Below are 25937 nucleotides of genomic sequence, written 5' to 3' on the forward strand. Positions count from 1 at the left end.
TCATAAAAACGTGGTATGGAAAGGCAAAATGGATTATCCGTAAAAGCAATAATCCATTTTGCTCCGTAGTGTACTTCGAATCAAAAGCTCAAATTAATAACCGAGGTCCTTCTTGGCTTTAGCCCAAGCTTTATTCCACTTGTCTAATACGGTTTGTGGATCTTTGGCAAGTACAAATTCCTGTACAACAGCAGGGAGATCCAGCTGTGCCTTGTTGCCGATTTCTGTAACCTTTGCATCGTCAACAGTTCCTTCTACCAGTTCTACTCCGGTAGCTTGGAATTCTTTCAGCTGAGTCAGATTGGATTCCTTGCCTTTTAATGGAGAGATAAAGCCGGCGAAATCCTCATAACCTGAATCCTCAATCATCCATTTTACGAAGGCTTTAGCTGCCTCTAAATTTTTGCTGTTTTTGGCAACGGCATAGAAGAAGTCAGGGCTAAGGGTAGCAGATGGTTTACCCGAATTGTCATAAGGGAATGGGAAGAAGCCAACATTGTCTGAAGAAGCGCCTGCTCCGATAACTTGGTTAATAACCCAGTTGCCAAGATAGTACATAGCGAATTTGCCGGAAGCGATGTCCTTTTTCGATTGCTCCCAGTTGGTGGAGTTGATGTCTTTTTCCAGATAGCCTTTTTCATTGAGCTCTCTAAGTAGGCTGAAGGCTTTGCCATAACCGTTGTCCATAGTGAATGGTGTTTCAGAGTTCAGCTTAGCATTTGGAAAATCAGGATTGCCTTCAATTAAGCGTGGTGTGTCATAAGCCCAAGTACCAAGTGGCCATTTGTCTTTAAAGTTAGAGGACATTGGAATAACACCTTTTGCTTTCAGCTTCTCGCAGGCAGCCAGGAATTCATCCCAAGTCTTAGGCGTTTCGGTGATGCCGGCATCAGTGAATGCTGTTTTGTTATAAACAATACCGGAAGTAGAGTTCCCTGTAGTAATTCCGTAAAGCTTACCATCAAAGGATTTGAAGTCTTTAAAGGTGATCTGATCGTTCAAGCCGAGATCATCCAGTGAAGCAAAATATTTTGGCAGGTCGGAGTTAGGGATGGAAGGAATAAACATAACGTCTGGAAGCTCGCCGCTGGCCATTCTGACTTTAGCCTGTTGGTTATAGTCGGTTTGGGAAGCTTCGAATTCGACTTTAATGTTCGGGTATTTTTCATTAAAGCGCTTTAAATATTCGTCATATTCTTTGCCGATCATGTCTGTTCTGTTAGTTAGGAAGGTGATTTTGCCGCTGATATCAGCTCCTGCTGCAGGTTCGGCAGTTGCATTCGTGTCACCGCCGGTATTCTCTGCGTTAGTTGCTGCGGGCTTTTCAGTTGCGGCAGCACCGTTATTCGTGGTGTTGTCATTATTCGAACCACAACCAGCAAGTGTTGAAGATAAGACCATAATCATAACAAAGGATAACGAAAATAACTTATTTCTCATAGTTTAATCCCCTTTTCGTTTTTATTGTTAGCGTTTACATGAACATTATAGCTTTATCGGAGCCGTTAATAAATGTATTGTATTATTATTTATTGTCTTTATTTGTTTTGTTTCTGCGTTTATAATTAGCATGTACCTAACAATCAGATAACAAAATACAAAGAATATCAAAAGGGTTCAATGAATTAATTGAAGTCTTATGCTATTTTTGAGAAGTCTATGCTTACAAAACTTTAGGCATCTGCTTCCGAAGCGAGTTTTGCGCGAAGTCATTCAGAGAAGTCTATGCTTACAAAACTTTTAGGAGGTATTATGAAACATTTGCATATGGATCTTGCGAAGTGGGAATTTAGAGGCTGTGGTGATGAGGAGTGGCTTCCGGCGACTGTGCCAGGTACAGTCCATACGGATTTACTAAAGAACGGGAAGATTTCAGACCCCTTTTATGGAACAAATGAACATGATCTACAGTGGATCGATAAGAAGGACTGGGAATATCAAACCTCGTTGCAGTTGGGGGAAGAGTGGCAGGAGCTTGCTTGTACGGAGCTAGTTTTTGAGGGACTGGATACTTATGCAGATGTGTACGTGAATAATGTACATGTGCTCGCTGCTGATAATATGTTTCTGGCATGGAAAGTGGATGTCAAAGATCAGTTAAAGACTGGAGAAAATAATATACGGGTGAAGTTCCGCTCTGTGGTTAAGGAAGATTTACCGAAATTAGCGAAGCTGGGTTACGCGCTGCCTGCCTCGAATGATCAATCCGAGCTTGGGGGATTAGATGAACAACGGATTAGTATTTTTGCGCGCAAAGCACCTTATCATTACGGCTGGGATTGGGGCCCGCGTTTCTTGACCAGTGGAATATGGCGTGCGGCAGCTCTGGTGGGACGTGACACCGTTCAAATTACAGACCTCTATATCCGTCAAAATGTGATTGCTAAGGAAGAAGCTCGCCTGACCGCAATTGTAGAAGTGGATGCTCCTGCTGCTTGGCGGGGAATGCTGCGAATAAGTGCCGATGGTTTGGAGTGGATGCAAGCGGTTACTTTAGAAGAAGGCAAGCAGCAATTAGTGATGAATATTGTTATATCCGAGCCACAGCTCTGGTGGTGCAGAGGGTTCGGAGAGCCTCATTTATATACATTCCAGGCAGAATTGATACAAGATGCGGAAGTAGAGGTTAGCAAAAGTGTAAAAACCGGACTCCGCAGTATTGAATTGATTCGGGAGCGTGATGTCAAAGGAGCTTCGTTTTCTTTTGCGCTGAATGGAGTTTCCGTCTTCGCCAAAGGTGCCAATCATATTCCAAATGACAGCTTCACCACAGAAGTAACCGAGGAGCGGTATCGGCATGAAATTGCCACGGCAGTAGAATCGAATATGAATATGCTGCGCGTTTGGGGTGGCGGTATATATGAAGAAGATATTTTTTATCAGCTCTGTGATGAATACGGACTGCTGGTCTGGCAGGACTTTATGTTCGCTTGCAGTATGTATCCCGGAGACGAGGCGTTCCTTGAAAATGTGAAAAAAGAAGCCGAATACAACGTCAAAAGATTGCGCAATCATCCCTGCATCGCCTTATGGTGTGGCAACAACGAGATTGATTCGGCCTGGTCACAGTTCGAGGAAAATATGGGCTGGGGCTGGAAAGAAAAACTCGGCGCTGAGCAAAGAACGACAATGTGGGCCGATTATATTAAAATCTTCCACCGTATTCTGCCGGAGGCTGTAGCCGCGTTCCATCCGGGAGTGGACTACTGGCCGTCTTCGCCGCTGCGGGAGCTGACTGGTGATATTAATCAGCATGCGACACGGATTGTGGGCGAAGGGGATGTGCATTACTGGGGCGTGTGGCACGGGATCGAGCCTTTTGAGAACTATAATACAAAGGTTGGCCGCTTCATGAGTGAATATGGCTTCCAGTCGTTCCCGGAACTAAAAACGGTAATGAGCTATGCAGAAGAGCAGGATTTGGAGCTTACCTCAGAGGTGATGCTGGCGCATCAGAAGAATGGTCGCGGTAATCTGCTGATCAAAGAATATATGGATATGTATCTGCCGCAGCCAAAGGACTTCAAAGCCTTTTTATATATGAGTCAAATCCTGCAGGCCGAAGCGATCCGAATCGCGATTGAAAGCCACAGAAGAAATAAACCTTATTGTATGGGCACTTTATACTGGCAGATGAATGATTGCTGGCCGGTGGCTTCTTGGGCGGGCATGGATTATAACGGGCGCTGGAAAGCCCTGCAATATACCGTGCGTTCAAGCTTCAAAGATGTTCTGTTGTCTATCGACGGTACAGACCGTGAGAAGGTAGACATTCATGTCGTATCTGATTTAAGAACAGCAGTGAGCGCTGAGTTGGTGCTTACTTTGTATCAGTTTAACGGTTCGGTGCTGCGAGAGTGGGCACATCCCGTTGAGCTGGGAGCTGATTCTGCTGCTATCGTATTCTCGTCTCCTGTGGCAGAGCTGCTAGAAGGTCAAGGGGTGGGTGATGTATTGCTTGGAATTTGCTTGCAGGCGGATGGCCAGGTGATAGATCACAAGCTGCATTATTTTACTCCGGAAAAAGAAATTCCATTGCAGCGCTCAGTAATTACCGTGCTGGAAACTCCAGAGAGCGGTGGATTAAGCTTCACCGTGACCAGTGATGTATTGGCTAGAGGTGTATACCTGACTTCGGAAGAGGAAGGAATATTCTCTGACAATTATTTTGACCTTCTCCCAGGTCAGACCAAGACGATAGAGTTCTCACAACGCGGGAACGATGGAAGAGACTGGATTCCTGCCGCACCTAAAGGGCTAAAGGTTCAATCGATGGTTGATTTTGTGAGCGAAGATTTGCTGTAAATCCTAAGGAGAGAAGGACTGGCACATGGGGATTTTAGTTCAGGAAGATAAGGGATTATTCCATTTACAGAGCGCAGGGATGAGTTATATTCTTCAGCTTGTTAATGATTATCCGGCACATGTGTATTGGGGCAAGAAGCTGCGTAGTGGCAGCAATTTGGAAGGGCTGTTGAATCTGGGAGGAAATAGGGGTCTCGACCGGCTCCCGCAGGAATATCCCCAATACGGCACGGGAGATTTCAGAACACCTGCTTATCAAGTTAGGCTCGAAGACGGCACTCGTATTACAGAGCTGAAATACAGCGGGTACCGGGTAGTTGAGGGTAAACCCTCACTGCCGGGTCTGCCATCTGTATATGTTGAGTCTGCGCAAGAAGCACAGACGTTGGAGCTTACACTTAAGGATGATTACGCCAAGCTGAGTGTTATTTTGCGCTATACGGTTTTTGAACATACCAACGTAATCACCCGCTCTGTGGAGTTCACCAATGCGGGGGAAACACAGCTGCGATTGCAGCGTGCACTGAGTGCTAGTGTCGATTTCTCGTCTGGCGATATGGATATGATCTATTTGGCAGGAGCTTGGTCAAGGGAAGGTAATCTGACCCGTAGACGTCTGGTGCAAGGGGGTACGACCATTGGGAGCCGCAGAGGGATGAGCAGCCACCAGTTAAATCCATTTGCAGCGCTGGTGAAACCTGAAACGGATGAAAATCATGGAGAGGCCTACGGCTTCAGTCTTGTATATAGTGGAGGCTTTGAAGCTGAGGCAGAGGTCGATTCCTTCGGGATGACCCGGTTTACGATGGGGCTGAATTCTTTTGATTTCGCCTGGCTGCTGGAGCCAGGCGAACAATTCCAGACCCCAGAAGTAGTGATGGTGTATTCTTCCGAGGGGATCGGGGAAATGTCGAGAACCTATCATCGCTTGTACCGGACCCGTTTATGCAGAGGGTTATATAGAGATAAGGAACGGCCCATTCTCGTCAACAATTGGGAAGCCACCTATTTCAACTTCGATGCGGATAAATTGGAGTCGATTGCGGCGGAAGGAGCGAAACTCGGAATAGAGCTATTCGTGCTGGACGACGGCTGGTTTGGCAAAAGAGACGCAGATAACTCCTCTCTCGGAGACTGGGTAGAGGATCTGCGCAAGCTTCCTGGCGGATTATCTGATGTGGCGCAGCGTGTGAACAATCTAGGCTTGCAGTTTGGCCTCTGGTTCGAGCCGGAGATGATCTCGCCAGACAGCGAGCTCTATCGTAAGCATCCCGACTGGTGTCTGCATGTGCCGGGACGCCGCCGTAGCGAAGCCCGCTGGCAATTGGTGCTGGACTATACTCGGGAGGATGTACGTCAGTACATTTATGAGTCACTGTCCCGGATTTTCTCGACCGTGCCCATTAGTTATGTGAAATGGGATATGAACCGTTGTTTAACGGAGATTGGCTCTGCAGAGTTACCTTCTGAACGCCAAGGGGAAACCGCTCATCGTTATGTGCTTGGTCTGTATGAGCTATTGGAGCGAATAACTTCAGAGTTTCCGCATATCCTGTTCGAGAGCTGCTGTAGTGGTGGTGGCCGCTTCGACCCAGGCATGCTGCATTACATGCCGCAGACCTGGACCAGTGACGATACCGATGCTGTGGAACGACTGAAGATTCAGTATGGAACAAGTCTGGTGTATCCGGTTAGTTCGATAGGCGCGCATGTGTCTGCCGTGCCGAATCATCAGGTAGGACGGATCACCCCGCTGTCTTTTCGTGGAGATGTAGCTATGTCCGGTAATTTCGGTTATGAGCTGGATCTTACGAAGTTTACAGACGAAGAGAAGGAACTTGTGAAGGAGCAGGTTGCGAACTATAAACAAATCCGCAGTCTTGTGCAGCAAGGTAATCTGTACCGGCTGCAAAGCCCGTTTGAGGGCAATGAGACAGCATGGATGTTCGTGTCCGATGATCAGCGAGAGGCATTAGTTTATTACTTCCGGGTAATGGCTGTGCCGCACCCGCCCCGCCGTAGCCTGAAGCTGAATGGTTTAAATCCGCAGCTGGATTACATTCTGGAGGCAAGTGGTGAGGTTTACGGTGGTGATCGGCTAATGCAGGCTGGACTGGCTCTGCCGGATATCCAGCAGGATTTTGTTAGCGGATGTTATAAATTGAAGGTGCAGGAATAGAGTTTATTGCAAGTCATCAGCAAGCCATGAGCCTAGCTCGTGGTTTGCTTTTTTTGTTCAAAGATGAATTTGAATCAGCTGAAGCTGCGGATGGCAAGGCAGCCTTGATCGTATCCACCTCCACACATATATTTCTCCTGTTATGGCATCCTGTGCAGCTACCCTTGTGCATGACGCTATAGCTTTTTTGCATGTTCATATTCCGTTCATATTGAGGTCATAGAGAGTACATCTTCATTGGTTAATCTTAGCTTAGCAGTTAGTTATGGTAGTCCAAAACACAGCTGATGACAGGAGAAGATACGAGTGGAAATAAAAGAAAGAATGAAAATGAAGGCGGGCACGAGAACAAGTAAAATACTAAACATACTACTTAAAGTAGTAGGAGCAATAATCATCGCAATCGTGCTTTTTCTCGCTATTGTCTACACAGTTAATTTAATCAGCAATAAATCGGAACAAAATAAAATAGAACCCTATGGTCAGTTAGTACCCGTAGATGGGAAAAACATGAATGTTTATATTCAAGGAAAAGGTGAAGAAACAGTCGTGCTACTACCGGGTTATGGCACAGCAGCGCCAGCTCTTGATTTTAAAGCATTAATAGATGAACTGTCGCCGTTTTACAAAGTTGTCATGATTGAGCCTTTTGGGTATGGATTAAGTGATCTGACCAAAAAGGAGCGCAGCACAGAGAATATTGTAAGTGAAATTCATGAAGCTTTACAGGCTCTTAATATTGACCGTTATATTCTAATGGGCCACTCTATTTCAGGGATATATGGACTAGATTATGTTAACAAGTATGAAAATGAAGTGAGTGCATTTGTCGGGCTTGATAGTAGTGTTCCATCGATAAGCGAGAGGAAGATCGAAGCTTCGGAATTAAGAGCTATAAATCTGCTCAAAAAATCCGGTTTAATCAGATTGCAAATGAAATTTAGTGCTGACCCAATTGCTGAACTACCATTTGATGATAAAACAAAAGAACAAATGAGACTGATCAATCGCAAAAACATATTTAATCCCACCCAATTAAATGAAGCTGGAATGATGTATTCTAATTTTAAATCAGCTGAAAGCTTAACATTTCCTAAAAATCTTCCTCTTATTTTCTTTATACAAGCGAATCAACCAGCAACGGATAGATGGATACCAGAGCATGAAAAGCAAATCAAGGACTCTGTGCATGGAAAAATAGTGAAGTTTGAAGAGGGACATTATTTATATCGCACTAAAGCAAAAGAAATCGTAAAAGACTTTCAGGCATTTATGAAAGAAATAAAATAAGTGCTGCCGTCGAGCCGACCGGATTTCAGGATTTCCTCTGATTTTCGTTCGGGTTTTTATTATTCTGTAAGATATGGGGGAGTGCCACCAGTTAACGATGCTCCAATCATTATGGTCTGGTCTGGGATAAGAATGAGAAGGCGCCGAATACATATGATGGAGAGTTCCCTTGGTTGCTGCTAGGTTCCTAGGTACCCTGCTTCGGATCGGACTCAGGAGTCCTTATTTGCTAGAAAAGAGGCAATTGAGGCTACTTTCGGACCCCAGCGACGTTATTGGCTAATATCGCGACCGTATGGGGGTGTTTTGGAGTAAATAGCTGCACCTGAGTCCGATACCATCTCAAATATGCGGTTTTTTCGCAAATAGCGTCTGTGCGGTCCGTAAGTAAATAGGGAGTAGGGGTGGTATGAGAAAGTATGAGGAAGTATGAGAAAGTATGAGGGAGTATGAGGTAGTATGATGGGGTTCCACCAGTTAACGATGCTCCAATCATTATGGTCTGGTCGGGGATAAGAATGAGAAGGCGCCGAATACATATGATGGAGAGTTCCCTTGGTTGCTGCTAGGTTCCTAGGTACCCTGCTTCGGATCGGACTCAGGAGTCCTTATTTGCTAGAAAAGAGGCAATTGAGGTTACTTTCGGACCCCAGCGACGTTATTGGCTAATATCGCGACCGGATGGGGTGTTTTGGAGTAAATAGCTGCACCTGAGTCCGATACCATCTCAAATATGCGTTTTTTTCGCAAATAGTGGCTATACGGTCCGTAAGTAAATGGGTAAGTACGACCAGTGGCGAGTAACCAACTAATCGAATGGGTGAGTACGACCAGTGGAGCGTGACCAACTCATCGAATGGGGGAGCCTCACCAGTGGCACACGGAGCAACTCATCGAATGGTACTTTCCAATGATCGCCGGCTGACTCGCTAATTATCCGTAGTTTCCAGTAATCTACGGTGAGCCCTATCTTTCCACAACCTCCATAAATCCCACAATGAACACCACGGTAGCCTTTTTTAAGCTAGAGCATGTCCTATTTCCCTATAATCCACATTGACTTGGGTTTGTCACACCCCTATGATGATTATTAATATAAAAATATATGACACGAAGAGGAGCGAAACATCATGGCTTTGGAGATCGAACGCAAGTTTCTGCTGCCGGAATTTCCGGAGCAGCTGATTCAAAAGGGAGAATTGAAGATTGTTACCCGTCATAATATCGATCAGACATATCTGGCGATAGATGGTGGTCAAGAGCTTCGCGTGCGTAAAATTACGGATCTGGACTCAGGTGAGGTAACCTACACGCATACGTTTAAGGATGGCAAAGGGATCAAACGCGAAGAGATCGAATATTTTATCTCAGAGGGTTTATATAATCAGATGATCGAAGCGGTAAATGCGGTAGCTTTGGTCAAAGAGCGAATTACAGCGGTGTGGAATGGCACAACGGTTGAGATCGACGTATATTCCCAGCTGAAATTGTCCGTATTGGAGGTTGAATTTGAATCTCTGGAGGAAGCGGAAAGCTTTAAAGAGCCGGAATGGTTCGGTAAAGATGTTAGTACAGAACGGCAGTACAGCAACAAAACGGTCTGGAGAGAGCTGCAAAATAAGACAAAGAATTAACGGACTTTAGCGCGTAAACGTGGTAGTATATAGGGAAAACAAGCAGAAATAGCTTTATCATCCCTAGCTAGCTTAAGGATAACGTTTAGGGTGAAACTTATAGTTAATTATAAGAATTTATAAGTGGTGCAACTATAATAGCCTTATATTTCTGCGAGAAACAGTTGTCTTCTATATAGGACGACAACATTGTTTCTTCTTATCATATATTCTTGTCATATATTCTTGTCATATATTAACGAGGGGTTCAGGAGGATGAGCATGAAGTTTATAAGCACAAGAGGTAATGTGGAACCTAAAGGTTTTATTGATACGGTGTTGATGGGTCTTGCGGACGACGGTGGGCTGATGGTTCCATCCGAGATTCCAGTGGTTTCAGCAGCAACGTTGGAAGAGTGGAGAAGTCTTAGCTATCAGGAGTTGTTCCTGAAGATTGTTGCCTATTACACCAATGATGAGATTCCTTACGAGGATTTGCAGGAAATGGTCAACACCAGTTATGCCAATTTCCGCACACCTGAAGTAACACCTATACACCAAGTGGATGATTCTTTATATGTCCTTGAATTGTTCCATGGGCCTACTTTTGCTTTCAAGGATGTAGCGCTGCAATTTATGGGTGAGCTGTATTCATATATTTCCAAAAAACAAAACAAAATCATCCACATCCTCGGTGCAACCTCTGGGGATACTGGAGCGGCGGCCATTCAAGGTGTACGCGGCAAAGAAGGCATCAAGATCTGTATTCTCCATCCACATGGTAAGGTAAGTAAAGTGCAGGAGTTGCAGATGACTACGGTGGACGATAGCAATGTATTGAATTTGTCTGTTCATGGTAACTTTGATGATTGCCAGAAGGTGATTAAGGATCTGTTCGCAGATCTGGACTTTAAAGGTCGGTATCATCTGCGTGCAATCAATTCCATTAACTTTGTGCGGATTCTGGCGCAGACTGTTTATTATTTTTATGCATATCTGCATGTCGATGGCAGCAACGAGAAGAAGATTAATATCAGCGTGCCTTCCGGTAACTTCGGTAATATTTTCTCGGGCTATTTGGCTAAGCAAATGGGGCTTCCTATTAACAAGCTGATCATTGCTACGAATGAAAATAATATTTTGGAGCGTTTCGTGAATACTGGCGAATACAAACCAGGTAATTTCACAAGCACTTACAGCCCTTCGATGGACATCCAAGTGGCAAGTAATTTCGAACGGTATCTGTATTATCTGGTAGGCGAGGATTCTGAGAAGTTATCCGCGTATATGTCTAAGCTGCAAACCGAAGGCAAGATTACGGTTGAAGGCGAGGCGCTTCAGCAGGTGCAGAAGGATTTTGCAGCGCTGGGTGTAAAGAATGATCAATGCTTGAATACGATCGCTAAGTATCAAAAAGAATACGGCTACCTGCTTGATCCACATACAGCATGTGGAATCGCGGCTTACGAAGCTTTTAATGGCCCGGATGAGATTGGCATTACCTTTGCGACTGCACATCCAGCTAAGTTCGATGAGGCAATTACTTTGATCGATATTAAGCAGGAATTCCCGGCACAGATTAAAGCATTGTTCGAGATGCCACAACATCAAACCGTAGTGGATCATGACAAGGATGAAATCGTGCGTCAGCTGCAAGCTTTTTACGGATTGTAATATCATATACAGTCCTACTTCACAGCACAGCCCCCGTTCTTGGGATAAGGACGGGGGCTGTTTGTGCGTTTATAGTAGCTTCTAACATTAACGTTGCGGCGTACGGGTCTGCTCCCTAGCTTTTTCACAAAAAGCAGCGACCTTGTAAGAGACATAGTACGACAGCATTTTTTCAGAATCGGTAAAGTCGGTGTCCAGCAGTCTGCTGATAAGATCGAGCTTATATCTGAGTGTATTCCGGTGAATGTACAGCTCGTCTGAGGTAATCTGCATGTTCCGGTTATTTTTGAGATAAACGTAAAAGGTATGATACAGATTGGACTGGTGCACAGTATCGTATTCTTGAAGCTTGAGCAGCTCTGGATGGTAGTAGTTATTATCCTCGTTAAACACAACATCAGCAGAGAGCATCTCATAGAGCTGGATATCTGAATAGTAAGTCAGCTGCTGCTGCGGGCTGAGAATGGTACCGATCCGAATAGCGTTTCGGGAGTGAAGATAGTGTCTCCTACATTGCGTAAGATTAGTGAACATATTGCTGATGCCAAGCGAGATGCCGGTTTGGGCTAGAAATTCCTGCAGCTGCTTATTTACAAGCTCTTTGGAGAGATTTCCATCATGGATCATTACAATCTGCCCGTCATAATAGGTGGAAGGACTGCCCGGAAAAAGCTGTTGCAAACGTTCTCTTAAATAATCATCATAACGGCCTGAACCTTCATACCAGGTAAGATCGAACAGCAGCACAAGCAGCTGATTCCCGAACTTTAGTCCTGCACTCCGCATCCTGTCCTGAATAATCCGGTTGTCCTGAAGCTGTTCCTCTAGCAATGCGCAGATAAAATCTTCAACTTTTATATTTTTGGCGTTGCGATAGTAGCTATTTTTGCCCATCTCTTCGGCAAGTATGGTAGCGGTGATGGACAGCAGCTCGTTATCTCTGGCACGAAAAGGATTTGTGCATCCTAGAAGCAATACATTGCCGATTTGTTTGCCGGCTACTTTTATTTTGGAGATCAGTTTGGAGTTTGATGTTTCCTCGCAGGTTACCTCATAAGATTCATCGCTTTGTTTCCCACGCTGGACACTGTTCATTTTGCTCACAGCCGCAATGAAGTCGTAAGAGCAATAACCTTTGCGGATATTATCACTCCATATGTAATCGTCGATATCGGAAAGGTCAGAGTGAGCTACAATTTTGAAGCTGCAATCAAATACAATGACGGGATTCTGCAGTAGCTCGGCAGCTGTCTGTACGATAGCTGAAAGGCCTGCACCTGAAATGTATGCAGTAAACAAAGATGCGGTATAATGCTCCATTTCGATTTTACCTGATACTTGCTCATTTAAGGAAACATCCATTCATATCGCCCCCTGGTTCAATAATAGTGCAATATGCACTATAAAGAAGTGATTTTTGGTGCTTGTAAATATATTCACAAAGTATTGGACGCCTTAAACTAAAGGTGGAGGTGCTAAGCAGATGAAATATGAAAAACTGTTTGCAGCAGGTAAAATTGGACGCCTTGAACTTAAGAATAGAATTGTATTGCCGGCTATGGGAACGTCACTGGCTGCGGCCAGTGGTGAAGCATCGGATGAAATGATTGCTTTTTATGAGGAACGTGCCGCAGGTGGCTGTGGTCTAATCATTACGGAAATTACGCGTGTGGATAATGAGACCGGAGTAGGTACACCGAACCAGCTGAATGCAAGTGACTTGCTGTTTGTGCCGCGTCTGGAGAAACTGGCAAGAGCTGTGCATCGTCATGACAGCAAAATATTTCTTCAGCTTCAGCATCCGGGCCGGCAAAATCACGGACGGCTTATTGGAGGTAAACAAATTGTTGCTCCTAGCGCAGTGATGTCTTCAGCGATTGGAGAAATGCCCCGGGAGCTGTCTACTGAAGAGGTAGAAGAATTAGTTCGTAAATTTGTGTTCGGAGCTTATATAGCTAAAACAGCAGGTATTGATGGTGTGGAGATCCATGGTGCCCACGGCTATCTCGTAGGACAGTTTCTGAGCCCACTTACCAATCTGAGAACTGATAAATATGGCGGTTCACTGGAAGGTAGAATGTCATTCCTGAACGAAATTGTGCTTGGCATCAAAAAGACCTGTGGCGCAGGATTCCCTGTATCGGTGCGAATCGACGGCGATGAATTTGTCTCAGGCGGGATTACACTGGATGAGGCTATCCAGACTGCGAAACATCTGGAAAGCATCGGAGTGGATTGCATAAATGTAAGCTCCGGCACTTATGAATCATCCAATACGATCATTGAGCCGATATCCTACCCGCAAGGCTGGAAAAAACATCTCTCCGCAGCCATTAAGCAAGCGGTGAAAATCCCAGTGATTGCTTGTGATGTGATCCGTAAGCCTGAATTTGCTGAGAGTCTGCTACAGGAAGGAAATACGGATTTTGTAGCCCTTGGAAGAGCCCAACTGGCCGATCCGGAGTGGGGTAACAAAGCGGCAGCAGGCAAAGAAGCAGAGATCAGAACCTGTATCTCTTGCCTGTACTGTATTCAGGAAGTAATGGAGTGCAAGGTAATCAAGTGTGCTGTCAATGCCAGAGTGGGCCGTGAGCTTGAATTTGCAGAACCAACAAAAGATGGCGCTGGCAAAGTAGTAGCTGTGATCGGCGGGGGTCCAGCAGGTATGGAAGCAGCACGGATTCTGGCGCTCAGAGATTTTAAACCTGTACTGTTCGAAGCCAGAGATGTGCTAGGCGGCAGCGTGGAGCTGGGAAGCCGGCCACCATTGAAGGAGAAGCTGAACTGGTTTATTGATAATATGCAGCATCAGTTAGAGGATCTGGATGTTGATGTCCGTCTCTCTACGAAACCTACGCTGGAACAACTGAAGCAACTGAACCCTTATGCGGTATTTGTTGCTGCTGGGGCACAGCCTATAGTGCCTGTTATTCCGGGAGTGAAGAAGGCAGCGGTCTGCACCGTTGTTGACGTACTTAGTGGATCAGTTGTGATTAAGAACAAGCAGGCTGTGGTCATCGGCTCCGGCATGACAGGGCTGGAAACGGCTGAATATTTAGCCGATATGGGAAATCAGGTCACGGTGGTGGAAATGCAGCCGAGGGTTGGTCCAGATGCCTATCTGCCAAATCTGATCGACATTGTGACTAGACTGAAAAAGAACGGCGTGGAGCTCTTAGCATCAACCAAGCTGGTAGAAGTGCAGGATGGCGCGATTGTGCTTGAGAATACGTCCACGGGGGAAACTTCGCTGAAAAAGACGGATGCTGTTGTATTATCCATTGGTGTTACACCCGATCGCTCATTCGTTGATGAGTTGAAGCAGGTACTGCCTAATGTGAAGGTGATCGGCGATGCAGGCAAGCCAGGCCGAATCGGACAGGCCATTCAATCTGGATTCGAAACGGCTTTTGTGCTGAACTAAAGGGTTACTAATCTAAGGAGGGTTCATTCATGGTGAGTTTTGTGAAAAGTTTCGCAGATATGCAGAAATACGGAGGCAAGCCAACCACCTTTTATGATGCAGAGATGCTGACGGTGTATTGGGAGACCAAACCAGAGATTATCGAGCGTTTGTTGCCGAAGCCACTGAAGCCAACAAGCCGGCCGCTGGTAAATGCTTTTATCGCCAATTACCCAGTTACGAACTTTTGTCCACCTTATCGTGAAGCTGGATTGTTCGTTCTAGCGGACTATAACGGACAATTAGGCAACTACTGCCTGTCGATGCCTATTACAAGCGATATCGGGATGGCTATGGGCCGGGAAGTATGTGGGCTGCCTAAGAAAATGGCCGATGTGCGTATGAACACCTCAGAAGATGGCATTGATGGGGCAATCGGCCGGCATGGCATTGACTTTTTCAACGTAAAAGCCACTATGGATGGACACTTCAATGACAATGGAGCCGAGAAGATTCTGGAGGAATATTACGGCAAAGATATCCCTTTGTATAACATCAAATATGCCAATGCAATTGACGGAAACGGCTTCGATCTGATGCCAACCTTGGTCACACAGCGTTTAGTAAGTGAGGTTAAAGTCTATAAAGCGGCTGAAGCCTCTATCACCTTCCAAGACTCCCCGCATGATCCTTGGAGTGAGCTTGAAGTTGTGAATATGCTGGGCGCGGTTTACACCGTCAGTACAAATGTGCTTGAAAAAGGTAAAATTCTGGAGCCTCTGAATCCAATGGAGTATCTTCCATACTGCTATCTCCGCTGGGACTGGTGGGAGAACAATTTGCAACCTGTTTCCTCAGTATAAGCCTACGTGTTTGAAGTGAGTTTGTGCGAAATGAAACCGAAGAAGGATCGGCTAACTAAACATTAGGAGGAATTAGAATGACTAACCTTTTTGATTTGACGGGTAAGACAGCTATTATCGCAGGAGCATCCAGTGGGATCGGGGTACAATTCGCAGAGATGCTTGCTGAGCAAGGAGCAGACATTGCTATTTTGGCCAGAAGATATGACAAGCTTGTAGCAGTAGCCGAGGATATCCGGGCTAAATACCCTGAACGCAGAATAATTCCTATCGAGTGTGATGTAAGAAAAGAGGACCAGATTATTGTGGCTGTTCAAAAGGTTATGGAAGCCTTTGGCAAAATTGATATTCTGTTGAATAATGCTGGTGTGGTGGATGCGGTTCCGATTGAGGCGCTGGAAGAAGAAGCTTGGGATCGGGTACTGGATACGGATTTAAAAGGTGTTTTCCTGATGTCGAAACATGTGATCCGGCATATGAAGGAACGGAATTACGGCAAAATCGTCAATACAGCCTCAATGCTAGGCCTTACAGCTTCTGCTTCGGTTCCTACGCATTCTTACAATGCTGCTAAAGGTGGAGTGATCCATCTGACAAGAGGGGTGGCGGCAACTTACGCTAAGCATGGTATCACTGTTAATGCGATTGGACCAAGCTTGTTCAAAACTGAAATGACTGAGAATACGTTATTTGCAGAAAAAGCGCTAAAAATGTACAACGCAGTGTGTCCGATGGGGCGCCCTGGTAATCCGGGAGAATTAAACGGCGCCGTGCTCTACTTTGCTTCAGATGCTTCCAGCTACACTACAGGTCAGACCTTGTTTGTAGATGGCGGCTGGACAATTATATAGAGTTCATCTGGTTCTGTAAGCTCGGGGAATGATTGTAACTCCAAAAAAAGGGTATCTCAAAAGCCATGAAAGGGTGGCTGGGATACGCCTTTTTTTGCGTTGTACGATGAGCGGTGCTCCGCCAGTAACAAGAGAATTGCTGAATTTATCAGAAATTGTCGTTAATTTGCCTTAAAAAGTAGACATGACTACCTATGAGTGAGAAAATAGCATGTAGAGTTAGTAATAACTAAAAAGGACGGGATAACATCATGACAATTCGTTTCGGGGTCATTGGAACAAACTTTATTACAGACCGCTTCGTGCAAGCCGGCTTGGAGAATGAGGAGTTTATCCTGACAGCCGTGTACTCTCGCACAATGGAGAAAGGTCAGGCCTTTGCTGCTAAATATGCGGGAGCTACAATTTATACGAATTTGGAAGATATGGTGAAAAGCAAAGATGTAGATGCTATATATATTGCCAGCCCAAATTCTATGCATGCAGAACAAGCGATTATGTGCTTAAATCACAGCAAGCATGTGCTCTGCGAGAAACCGGCTGCATCCAACAGTACGGAGCTTAAAGCTATGATTGAAGCTGCGCGCACAAATGATGTGCTACTGGTAGAGGCGATGAAATCGACCTTTATGCCGAACTTTGGAGTGATTCGTGATAATTTGTATAAACTCGGCCAAGTTCGCCGTTATTTTGCAAGTTACTGTAAGTACTCCTCCAGATATGATGCCTACCGGCAGGGGACTGTGTTAAATGCGTTTAATCCCGCTTTTTCCAATGGCTCGTTAATGGATCTTGGAGTGTACTGTTTGTATCCAATGGTAGTGCTCTTTGGCAAGCCTCAATCAGTACAGGCAGTGGGTGTCATGCTCTCGTCAGGTGTGGATGGTGAAGGAAGTCTCATTATGAAGTATGACGATATGGATGCGGTAGTTATGCACTCCAAGATTTCCGACTCCTATCTGCCAGCTGAGATTCATGGAGAGAACGGTACGATGGTGATCGACAAAATCAATGAGCCTTATCAGGTGAAAATTTACTATCGTGATGGTACAGTTGAGGAGCTTACGTTGCCTCAGGTGTTTGAACCTATGTATTATGAGGTGGAAGAATTCATCAACTTGATTAAGAATGGTGAACGGGAGAGCAGAATTAATACTCATGAGAACTCCATGGCCGCAGCAGAGATTATGGAGGAAGCCAGAGCACAGATCGGTCTCCGCTATGCCTCAGATTTATAATAAATAGAATGGGGAGCAGGACTTGAAGACTTTTAAAAAGGTTTATATTGAGATAACAAGCGTCTGCAACCTCGCCTGCAGCTTTTGTCCACAAACCGCCCGGACGAAAAATTTCATGAAGCTTGATACGTTTAATACGATATTGGATGAAATTAAACCACACAGCAATCATATTTATCTTCACGTCAAAGGGGAGCCGTTGCTGCATCCCAAGATCGGTGAACTGTTGGATGCTGCTCATGCCAAAGGGTTCAAGGTTAATATTACAACCAATGGCACGTTAATTCATAAAGCCGGACCTAAAATTGTTGGTAAGCCCGCACTGCGTCAGATGAACTTTTCTCTGCACAGCTTTGATGGGCATGAAGGGTCAGAGAACCGTGAAGGCTATCTTTCAGAGATAATTTCTTTTGTACGGGAAGCCTCAGCGCAAGGGGTCATTATTTCTTTCCGCTTGTGGAATTTGACGGAGGATAATCTGACGAATCTGGAGAGAAACCGTAACCGTGAAACCCTTGCCCTGCTGGAGGAAGCCTTCAACTTGGATTTCAAGATCGAAGAAAAGGTTGTGCCTGGCAGTGGTGTCAAGATTGCCCCACGCGTCTACCTTAATCAGGATCATGAGTTCCGTTGGCCAGCGCTGAATGAGCCGGAAGATGACGGAAAAGGGTTCTGTCATGCCCTGCGGAGCCAAGCGGCAATCCTTGTGGATGGCACGGTTGTGCCATGCTGTCTGGATGGTGAAGGAGTAATTAACCTAGGCAACATCCATGAAACTCCGTTCTCAGAGATTGTAGAGGGGGAGCGGGCGAACAATTTATTCTATGGCTTCTCACGTAGAGAAGCGGTGGAGGAGCTGTGCCGCAAATGTGGGTATCGGCAGCGGTTCGGAACCTAATGAATGGAATGCAAACAGAACCGGGACATGGCTATTTCATGAGTCCTGGTTCTGTTTTTTAATTAACGGGATTGTATATATATAATAATAGGTCTTTATAGTCTCCACTTTGGAGCGAAGGAGGAGCATATGCTGAAATCACTGGAAGCCATCGCCTTATACCGTGAAGGTGTGCAAGATCATTTGGAGGATCACCTCTGGCTGAAGCTTATTGTCCAAGCGGAGGAGCAGATTGTAAATTTGGAACGTGTGGAATCTCTGGAGGAGCTGGATCGCAGGAATCCCGTACTAGACTATGTGGAACGTAGCTTGCAGATTCTGGACCAACTTCCCCGTTCTATTTGGATAAAAGAGCTGGTGGAAGAAACGTTAATTTGGTCAGAAACGGCTAAGGGAGGTACAGCAAAGGAGCGGCTGGTTTGGCAGGAGGAAGGGATCAATTGTTTTGTACATAATTTAGGTTCCGCACAGTTATATGAGAGATATTTAGGGAAGGCTGTCTCCGAGAAAGGTACGATGATTCAGCGGCTTATTGAGACTCATGGACTTATAGGACAGCAAATTCGCGGAGAAGTGCCGCCGGAAGTCAATAAGCCACTCCATGATATAGTGGAAGATCAGCTGCTGACCGCGGAGGAACTGGAACGCCTGCTGACCGTGCTCAATCATTGCATCATCGGAGCTGTGTCTCCCGAGTTATGGCAGAATGTGCAGCATGAAGTGAAGCAGCTTATTGAGCTGATTTCTTCAGGCAATCTTGCTAGTCCTATGCCGATGAAGGAACGACTGCGCAGAATGCGGCTGGGTCCGATCTCTAGAGGAGAGGATTTCACTACGGAATGGGCTAAGCTGACGCAGGAAGGTTTCCATGCTGAACGGTTGGTTTCATTAAGTAAGATTACCTTCTGGTATGTAGAATCTGCACTACAGACCTTTTCGCTGGAGCAATTTCTGAAGGTGATGGTGCTTGCTGCCCAGAGGGCGCAGAATGAATCCTTAAGCCATATCAGCTTCGAGCATGTCATGAACAGCATTTACTACGATTACAAGGGTGTTAAGAAGACCAATGTTTATAAGAAGCGGATTATCGAAAAATATTTAGCGGAGCTTACATGGAAGGATATCGAGCAAGGGACTTTGCCTGCTGAGAACCCTCACCTACTCTTGCGGCAATATTCTAAGGAACATCTGCCAGACACGGTATTTTTTCAATTCCAATTCTCGGCAGCGGCAGAGAAGCTGATCGAATTCTGTATGGAAGCTGAAAAATCACCCTTGTATGAACGTGCTGTATTGCTGTTATTCGATCTATTCGAGCTGCGCAGGGATGCTTTTGACCGTTTTCATAATGAAGATACCTACTTAAGCCAAATGAATAATGCAGCAGATTATAAAGCTGTAATTCTAGATCATGTCACTGGACAAAAAGTGCTGGATATCGGTCCGGGCGGCGGTGTGCTGCTGGATTTACTGGAAGAGCGTATGCCCGAAGTTACTCCTATCGGCATTGATATATCAAGCAATGTAGTGGAAGCCTTGCGACAACGCAAGCAGCGGGAAGGTCGCCACTGGGAGGTGCTGCAGGGAGATGCGTTGAACCTTAAAGATTTCGTGGAGGCCGGAACGGTGGACACGGTAATTTTCTCTTCGATTTTGCATGAGCTATATTCTTATGTGCCGCTAAATGGTAATAAGTTCAATCACGACACCGTCTCCGCAGCTCTGCGAAGTGCCTTTGCTGTATTGTCAGCTGGCGGGGTTATCATTATCCGCGATGGGATCATGACTGAACCTGCATCATTGCTGCGGAGAGTTCGCTTTCTGGAAGAGGACGGTCTGGTGTGGCTGGAGCGTTATGCGAAGGATTTTGCTGGACGTCAGATTCAGTTTCAGAGATTAGGGGAACAAGAAGTACTCATGCCCGTTAATGATGCCATGGAATTTTTATATACTTATACCTGGGGCGAAGAGGCTTATATTCACGAAGTCCAAGAACAGTTTGGTTATTTCACCCCTACGGAGTTTGCCTCATTTATTGAACAGATTTTAGGAGAGCAGGCAAAGATTGAGGTCTTCCGGCATTACTTGCAAGAAGGTTATACCGAAGCTTTGCGTGATAGAGTAAGGTTCATGGATGAGAGCGGACAGGAAGTGGCGCTGCCGGACAGCACCTGCTTTATTGTGATTCGGAAGGAATAGCCGAAAAATACATCAGCTGCATCTAAAAAAAGCAATCGGCAGACCCTCTGCTGCGGAGGAGATCCGATTGCTTTTTTATATAGAGATTCTTGCCCTTGTTAGATTAGTACTTCTAGCTGCGACTTATCAGATTCTTCGGCTAAACGTTGAATTTCTTGATAGGTAGCTAATTGTTCTGTCCGCTCATTGGTGTTCTCTTCAAAAGGTTTAATTTCTGTTGAACCTGCTTTATCGATCTGATCTTTAATTTTATCTCCCGTGTCTTTCATGGCATCGCCTAACGTTTCGTTCATTTCCGATAGTTTAGTTTCGATTTTGGATAACTGCTCCCGTTTGGCTGTTGCGGAATGAGTAGAACGAGCCTCATCCAGCTCTATTTCCTTGGTCAGAACTTTTGCCTCGCCACGCATCTTAGTGTGGGTAGAAGAAACTACCTCCATTTGGCTAACATCTTGGCTTACAGAAACAATCGTATTCAATCTTTCGTTCTGTATCTCTTGCTCGGTTTTAGGTTCATCCTTTGGATTAGCTTTTTGAGCATCTTCTAAGTTCTTTTGTTGCTCTTCGAAGCTGTATTTTGCAATTTGTTGGTCAATCGTTTGGAGCTGCTTGTCGAACTCTTTAAGTTGATCTTGAATAGATTCGAGATTATGTGAACTTTTGGTAGTTCTTTCAATCAGACTGTTCTTACTGTCGATGATATTTTGTTTTTGTTTAAGCAGGGAGTTAACCATTCCGTCCATTTTGGATTGATTTTGAAAAGCAGCCTTTGCAGATTTACTTATTGATAATTTATCTCCATTACCATTACCATTACCACTAGTATTGCTGTTTGATTTCATAGTTTTATCATTAGTTTGGTGACTAACAGATACATTAAACCTCGTTCCCATAGATGAGGTCATATTCGTTATATGCATGGTTCATTATCCTCCTACGACGATAAGATCTATCTATAATATATCGGCAAATCAGCAGTAATATTTAATAAAGAGAGCTGTTAGCCGCAGCGTTGTTTGATGGACGCTTAACAGCTTTTTTGTCCAAACTATCCCGGAAGAGGAAGATATTTTCCATTTCAGGCTTTGTAATGTCTATTTACCGGTGAATTTTTGTCGAAAGTTAGAGGGAGAAATGCCTTCTTTCTTGGAGAAGCAGGAAGAGTAGTAAGTAATATGATGGAAGCCAACCTCTTCAGCGATGCGGGCAATGGACCAGGAAGTTTGAATTAACAGCCGTTTGGATTGTTCTAGACGATAGGACAGGAGATAGGCCATAGGGGTCACACCGTATATTTTTAGCATGTTTTTGGCGAGATAGTTAGGATGATAGTTAAGTTCTTTTTGAAGTAAGGAGTTAGAGACATCACGAGTATAATTTTGCCGAATGAACAATTCAATCTTCTCGGCAAGATGAATGGCGGTTGCATCGGATGCCTCGGCCAGATCGCGGTCCAAGAATTGCAGGAACTGTTGAAAGGAGGCTTGGCGCTTCCAGTTGCGCATCGACTGGGGTTCTTGTTCCAGATGGAAAAAGAACTCTAATACCTCCATTGCCTTCTCTGATATTTCCATATACTTCGGAATAAAGATCGAGCATACATCGCAGTGATTTAAATAAGCTTTTTGTTTATGGCTTTCGATGAGCTCGCTCTGATTCTCCAGACATTCGTTCATATCCTGACACTCGATCCAGCTGCCGAAGGTCTGGAAATGAATCCAGATGATTTCTGTTTCGATAGGACAAGGGGCAAAGCCATAGTGATGGGCATCTGGACGAAGGATGAGGAATTCTCCTTCCTTTAGCTCCCAGTGCACCTCATTCTCGGCGATGGGCAATATCCCCTTTTTAACAATGATTAGATCAAATACGCCGATGCAATTACGACTGATATGATAGTCTCCAGTATTGTAGTGAGCACGGCCACAGTCTATGAAATAAGGAATAGGCGGTGTGATAAAGCTAAGAATCGGTGAGTTCATCGCGAGCCTCCAATTGGAATCCATCGTTTTTTATGATGTAGATGAAACTAGCCTGCACCTTTCCTGAACTCCGAAGGCGAGCATTTCATCGCTTTACGGAAAACCTTTATGAAATAGCTTACATTATCAAATCCGACCTCGAATGCGATGTCGGATATTTTTCTTTCACTTTGTTGCAGCAGATCGGCAGCCTGGCGAATCCGGTATGAGTTGATGTAATCGACCGGCGTTTTACGAGTCATCATTTTGAAGAAGCGGCAGAATTGCCCCTCGCTCATGGGAATAAGCTCTGATAGATCACGGGTACGGATCGGTTCCTGATAGTTATCTTGGATATAAAGAATCACCTTTTTAAGGCGGTTAATTTTGGTGGTATCAGCATCATCTGATTGGCTGCGGTTCTCAAATCGGCCCTCTGCGGTAATCTTGGAAAGCATGATTAGCAAAGTTCCTTTCATAAAGGTCTCAAATCCGGGCATTTTATTAGCGTATGCCTCCATCATTTGCTCCAGATGATGAAGCAGCTCCTGCTGCCAAGGGACATCTGGTGTAATATGTCTCGGAAAGCTCTGGCGTTTCTCTTGCAGTGGCAAAATCGCGTTTTGCTGGATCGTATCGTACTGGGCGCTAGCCAAAAGATCAGGCAGAAATACAAGCGCACAGAATTTGCAGGGGGTGTCTTCGTTCAGCACATAGGCGGCGTGTATATCGCCAGATTCGATAAATACCGCTTCGCCCGCGCGGAGTGGAAAATATTCTGTGTCTACTTGGAACAGAATTTCTCCTTCTAGCAGCATAAAGAACTCCGCTTCTTCATGCCAATGTGTATCGAGTACATGCGTTCCGGATGGAAGTTCTATCCAATAAGCTGCGAGTGGAAACATACTATCTCCATGAACTCTGTTTTCTTTTAGCAAACTCTGAGTTGTACGGTCCATATAAAGGCCTCTTTTCTTAGAAAAACATCAAAATAGTGTTATAAATGAGCTATATAGTATTAGTTTTGTTCATTTTTTATCGGTATAATGCAACTATAAACACCAAATTGAAAGGTGGCAAGTACACAATGAAATTTACTGATGGACTCTGGCTGGTTCGTGAAGGTATCACGATTAACGGCGCAGTTCAAAATTATGTTGTAGAAAAGACTCCCGAAGGATTAACAGCAATTACACAAACGACTCCAATCACAGGGCGCGCAGCAACGCTGAATTCAACCCTGCTTACTGTAAAATTCCATTCCCCGCTTCCAGGCGTGGTAGGCATTAAAATTATTCATCATGATGGTGTACAGGAACGTGGTCCGGTTTTCGAACTGACTAAAGGTACTGGCGATCATGTGAAGATTGAAGAAACGGATCTCGAAACCGTGCTGATCAGCGGCGGACTTCGTGTAGTGATTCGCAAAGGCGAACAATGGGCGGTGGATTTCTATCGCGGCGAAGAACGTATTACAGGCAGTGGCTTTAAATCCATGGCTTACATCACCGACCAAGACGGTAACACGTACATGCGTGATGAGCTGGATCTCGGCGTAGGCGAATTCGTATATGGTCTGGGCGAACGTTTTACCGCTTTCGTGAAAAATGGACAAACCGTTGATATCTGGAACAAAGACGGCGGCACTAGCTCTGAGCAAGCTTACAAAAACATTCCTTTCTACGTATCAAGCAAAGGTTATGGCGTATTCGTGAATCATCCGGAATTGGTTTCCTATGAAATCGCTTCAGAAAAAGTAAAAAAAGCCCAATTCAGCGTAGCTGGAGAAAGCTTGGAATACTTTGTGATTGATGGACCTACCATTAAAGACGTTATTAGCAACTATACTGCTCTTACAGGTAAACCAGCGCTTCCACCAGCATGGACTTTTGGCTTGTGGCTGACAACTTCGTTCACTACCAACTATGATGAAGAGACTGTAAATTCCTTCGTAGAAGGTATGGCAGAACGTGATCTGCCGCTGCATGTATTCCACTTTGACTGCTTCTGGATGCGTGAGTATCAATGGACTGATTTTGAATGGGACAAACGTGTATTCCCAGATCCAGAGGGCATGCTGAAACGCCTGAAGGAAAAAGGCCTGAAGATCTGCGTATGGATCAACTCTTATATTGGTCAACGTTCACGCTTGTTTGAAGAAGGCAAGAAAAACGGCTACCTGATCAAAAAGCCTAACGGCGATGTTTATCAATGTGACCTGTGGCAAGCGGGTATGGGGCTGGTGGATTTCACTAACCCTGCGGCTTGTGAATGGTATGCCGGCTACCTGCGTGATTTGGTAGATATGGGCGTAGACAGCTTCAAGACAGACTTCGGTGAGCGGATTCCTACAGATGTAGTTTATTTCGACGGATCTGATCCGATGAAAATGCACAACTACTACACTCAACTGTACAACAAAGTTGTATTTGAAGTATTGGAAGAGAAGCTTGGTAAGAATGAGGCAGCATTGTTCGCACGTTCTGCAACTGCTGGCGGCCAACAATTCCCAGTTCACTGGGGCGGAGATTGCTACGCAGATTATGAATCCATGGCAGAAAGCCTTCGCGGCGGTTTGTCTCTGGGCTTGTCCGGTTTCGGTTTCTGGAGTCACGATATCGGTGGTTTCGAGAACACTGCTCCGGCACATGTATTTAAACGCTGGTTAGCTTTTGGACTGTTGTCCAGCCACAGCCGTCTGCACGGCAGCACTTCGTACCGTGTGCCTTGGGCGTACGATGATGAAGCTTGTGATGTTACCCGCTTCTTCACGAAGCTTAAATGCAGCTTGATGCCTTACCTGTATGATGTGGCTGGGCAGGCTGCAGAGCATGGCTGGGCTTCTATGCGGGCGATGGTTATGGAATTCCCGGAAGATCCAACATGTGAAGTACTCGATCGCCAATACATGCTGGGTGATTCCTTGCTCGTAGCGCCTATTTTCCAAGAAAACGGCGAAGTGAAATACTATCTGCCAGCAGGTCGCTGGACTCACCTGTTATCTGGTGAAACTGTACAAGGCGGATCATGGCGCAAAGAGAAATATGATTTCTTCAGCCTGCCACTGTTCGTTCGTCAGAACTCCTTGCTGGCAATCGGCAGCATCGACAACAAACCGGATTATGACTTTGCGGATGGCGTGAAATTTGGCCTGTATTCACTTGAAGAAGGTACTACTACTTCTGCAACCGTACGTGATCTTAAAGGTGCTCCTGAATTGACTGTGAAGGCTGCCCGCAAAGGCAACAGCGTAACAGTTACTGCAGAAGGCAGCGGTAAAGAATTCTCGCTTTCCCTTAAAGATCTGGGAGCTATCGCTTCCGTAGAAGGTGCAGAGCAAGTGGATGAGACTAGAGTGAAAGTAAACGCAGGTGCAAAATCCGCATCGTTTACCATTACATTGAAATAAGATGATTTCTTAAAGCATATTGATATAGCCATAACCTCTCTTGTAGATTGGGTG

General features: G+C 45.2%; 17 protein-coding genes. 12 read left to right on the forward strand and 5 right to left on the reverse strand.

Annotated features, from left to right (window positions below; all coding sequences use genetic code 11):
- Window positions 1-93: 93 nt before the first annotated feature.
- Window positions 94-1440 carry an ABC transporter substrate-binding protein gene (locus MHI51_RS04490; RefSeq protein WP_076130663.1) on the reverse strand — a complete coding sequence of 449 codons (1347 nt, stop codon included), beginning with the start codon at window positions 1438-1440 and terminating at the stop codon, window positions 94-96.
- A 312-nt stretch (window positions 1441-1752) separates the two neighbouring features.
- On the opposite strand from MHI51_RS04490, the gene MHI51_RS04495 reads away from it, so the two are divergent.
- The 5 genes from MHI51_RS04495 (at window position 1753) to thrC (ending at window position 11061) form a co-directional block, all read left to right on the forward strand.
- On the forward strand, window positions 1753-4305 hold the full coding sequence (locus MHI51_RS04495) for a glycosyl hydrolase 2 galactose-binding domain-containing protein (protein ID WP_339246525.1): 2553 nt from the start codon (window positions 1753-1755) through the stop codon (window positions 4303-4305).
- Window positions 4306-4330: 25 nt separating this feature from the next.
- Window positions 4331-6484: an alpha-galactosidase gene (locus MHI51_RS04500; RefSeq protein WP_339246528.1), complete on the forward strand. Its 2154-nt coding sequence runs from the start codon at window positions 4331-4333 to the stop codon at window positions 6482-6484.
- A gap of 324 nt (window positions 6485-6808) precedes the next feature.
- On the forward strand, window positions 6809-7774 hold the full coding sequence (locus tag MHI51_RS04505) for an alpha/beta fold hydrolase (protein WP_076194460.1): 966 nt from the start codon (window positions 6809-6811) through the stop codon (window positions 7772-7774).
- Between the two features lie 1130 nt (window positions 7775-8904).
- Complete coding sequence (locus tag MHI51_RS04510) at window positions 8905-9408, forward strand: CYTH domain-containing protein (protein ID WP_036680734.1); 504 nt, start codon at window positions 8905-8907, stop codon at window positions 9406-9408.
- A 261-nt stretch (window positions 9409-9669) separates the two neighbouring features.
- Window positions 9670-11061 (forward strand): threonine synthase, encoded by a 1392-nt coding sequence (thrC, locus tag MHI51_RS04515; protein ID WP_076276806.1) that lies wholly within the window; start codon window positions 9670-9672, stop codon window positions 11059-11061.
- Window positions 11062-11148: 87 nt separating this feature from the next.
- Here thrC and MHI51_RS04520 read toward each other — a convergent pair whose 3' ends face one another.
- On the reverse strand, window positions 11149-12423 hold the full coding sequence (locus tag MHI51_RS04520; RefSeq protein ID WP_076194388.1) for a CdaR family transcriptional regulator: 1275 nt from the start codon (window positions 12421-12423) through the stop codon (window positions 11149-11151).
- Window positions 12424-12544: 121 nt separating this feature from the next.
- Here MHI51_RS04520 and MHI51_RS04525 point away from each other — a divergent pair, with 121 nt between their 5' ends.
- The 6 genes from MHI51_RS04525 to MHI51_RS04550 all read left to right on the forward strand — a co-directional run bounded on the left by MHI51_RS04525 (window position 12545) and on the right by MHI51_RS04550 (window position 20513).
- Window positions 12545-14485 (forward strand): FAD-dependent oxidoreductase, encoded by a 1941-nt coding sequence (locus tag MHI51_RS04525; protein ID WP_405173627.1) that lies wholly within the window; start codon window positions 12545-12547, stop codon window positions 14483-14485.
- Window positions 14486-14514: 29 nt separating this feature from the next.
- Window positions 14515-15327, forward strand: coding sequence for an acetoacetate decarboxylase family protein (locus MHI51_RS04530; protein WP_341001210.1), 813 nt, complete (start codon window positions 14515-14517; stop codon window positions 15325-15327).
- A gap of 77 nt (window positions 15328-15404) precedes the next feature.
- A complete protein-coding gene (locus tag MHI51_RS04535) occupies window positions 15405-16178 on the forward strand; it encodes an SDR family NAD(P)-dependent oxidoreductase (RefSeq protein WP_036680744.1) in 774 nt (257 codons plus the stop codon).
- Between the two features lie 251 nt (window positions 16179-16429).
- Complete coding sequence (locus MHI51_RS04540; protein WP_339246540.1) at window positions 16430-17416, forward strand: Gfo/Idh/MocA family oxidoreductase; 987 nt, start codon at window positions 16430-16432, stop codon at window positions 17414-17416.
- 22 nt (window positions 17417-17438) lie between these two features.
- On the forward strand, window positions 17439-18314 hold the full coding sequence (locus MHI51_RS04545; protein ID WP_076219700.1) for a radical SAM/SPASM domain-containing protein: 876 nt from the start codon (window positions 17439-17441) through the stop codon (window positions 18312-18314).
- A 129-nt stretch (window positions 18315-18443) separates the two neighbouring features.
- Entirely contained in the window at window positions 18444-20513 is a 2070-nt protein-coding gene (locus tag MHI51_RS04550) for a class I SAM-dependent methyltransferase (RefSeq protein ID WP_339246543.1), read from the forward strand.
- Window positions 20514-20611: 98 nt separating this feature from the next.
- Here the strand turns inward: MHI51_RS04550 and MHI51_RS04555 are convergent, their stop codons facing one another.
- The 3 genes from MHI51_RS04555 to MHI51_RS04565 all read right to left on the reverse strand — a co-directional run bounded on the left by MHI51_RS04555 (window position 20612) and on the right by MHI51_RS04565 (window position 23433).
- Complete coding sequence (locus MHI51_RS04555; RefSeq protein ID WP_342410435.1) at window positions 20612-21433, reverse strand: hypothetical protein; 822 nt, start codon at window positions 21431-21433, stop codon at window positions 20612-20614.
- A 174-nt stretch (window positions 21434-21607) separates the two neighbouring features.
- Window positions 21608-22495, reverse strand: a complete 888-nt coding sequence (locus tag MHI51_RS04560; protein WP_076276809.1) for a helix-turn-helix transcriptional regulator — start codon at window positions 22493-22495, stop codon at window positions 21608-21610.
- A gap of 47 nt (window positions 22496-22542) precedes the next feature.
- A complete protein-coding gene (locus tag MHI51_RS04565) occupies window positions 22543-23433 on the reverse strand; it encodes an AraC family transcriptional regulator (protein WP_076129611.1) in 891 nt (296 codons plus the stop codon).
- Window positions 23434-23561: 128 nt separating this feature from the next.
- Between MHI51_RS04565 and yicI the strand changes: the two genes are divergently transcribed.
- Window positions 23562-25883, forward strand: a complete 2322-nt coding sequence (yicI, locus tag MHI51_RS04570) for an alpha-xylosidase (RefSeq protein WP_076219663.1) — start codon at window positions 23562-23564, stop codon at window positions 25881-25883.
- The last annotated feature ends 54 nt before the right edge of the window (window positions 25884-25937 follow it).

This window comes from Paenibacillus sp. FSL H8-0260, assembly GCF_045040625.1.
In the GTDB taxonomy this organism is placed as follows: Bacteria; Bacillota; Bacilli; order Paenibacillales; family Paenibacillaceae; genus Paenibacillus_AQ; species Paenibacillus_AQ odorifer.